This is a genomic window from Cryobacterium glucosi (assembly GCF_004402235.1).
GTDB classification, from domain to species: Bacteria; Actinomycetota; Actinomycetes; order Actinomycetales; family Microbacteriaceae; genus Cryobacterium; species Cryobacterium glucosi.
The window spans coordinates 1-1,096 of the sequence record NZ_SOFS01000041.1 but is presented as its reverse complement, the minus strand read 5'-3'; the positions used below and the strand labels follow the sequence as shown (position 1 = coordinate 1,096).

Genomic DNA, 1,096 nt, shown 5'->3' with positions numbered 1-1,096 from the left:
CTGTTCGCTACGGGACATCGAAGGCGTCCAGGTCCTGGTTGGCGGTGGTGAGGCCGTGGGCGGTGCCATCGAAGTAGACCGACCAGGTGCCCGCGTTGTAGTAGATGACGTCCTCGTCCTGGACCGCCCCCAGAACCGGCACGGTCGTCGTGTCAGCACTGAAGGACAGGTAGAAGTGGGTGGCATCCACGCGCACGAACCCGTCCACGTTCGCGGCGGCCGGCAGGCCGTACGGTGCGGCGCTCGCATCGATCACCCGGCTGTACGCGGTCCCGTTCCAGGAATAGATATCGGCATCATCGGCAGTACCACCCACACCGGGCGGGTTCGAGTTACCCAGTGTGGAGAAGTACAACGTGGAACCGACGACGCTGATCGCGTCCACGTCCAGGTTGTTGTTACCGCCCAGGCCATGCGCACTGCCCGTGAAGAACAGCGACCAGGAAGTGCCGTTGAAGAAGACGACGTCCTCGTCCTGCACAACGCCGATCCCCGGCACGTTCACCGGGTCCGCGAACGACACATAGAACTGGGTAGGACTGACCCGGTCGAAACCATCAACGTTGGCACCGCCCGGCAGGTTGTACGGCGCGATACTCGCGTCGATCACCCTGCTGAACGCGGTACCGCTCCAGGAATAGATGTCCGCGTCATCGGCCGTGCCGCCCACCCCGGCCGGGTTCGTGTTGCCCAGCGTGGAGAACGACAGTGCCGCCTGCACCTGGAGCACCGCCGACGCGGTCACACTCCAGTTCCCGGCAGCATCCCGCACCCGCACCGTCAGGGTGCGGGCACCCTCACTGAACCCTCGCGCATCGATGGTCGAAGACACGGTCCACGGGCCCGTCCCGGTGACCGTCATCGCTGTCGCGTTGCCGACACCAGGATCGGCACCGGTGAACCACTCGGCACGCGTGACACCCGTGCCGGCATCCGTCGCCTGCGCCGTCAGGGTCACCGAAGCGGCACCCCCGGTCGGGTTCGGTGTCACCGTGACCGCACTCACCGCAGGCTTGACCTTATCGATCACCAGGGTCGTCGTCGCCACCGCACCCCAGTTACCCGCCGCATCCTTCGCATGCACCGAAATGGTGTG

General features: G+C 65.6%; 1 protein-coding gene. It reads right to left on the bottom strand.

Annotated elements, in window-relative coordinates:
- Positions 1-7 precede the first annotated feature (7 nt).
- Positions 8-1,096 (bottom strand): hypothetical protein (locus tag E3O46_RS16125; RefSeq protein WP_206750902.1); only part of this gene is annotated, 1,089 nt, incomplete at its 5' end.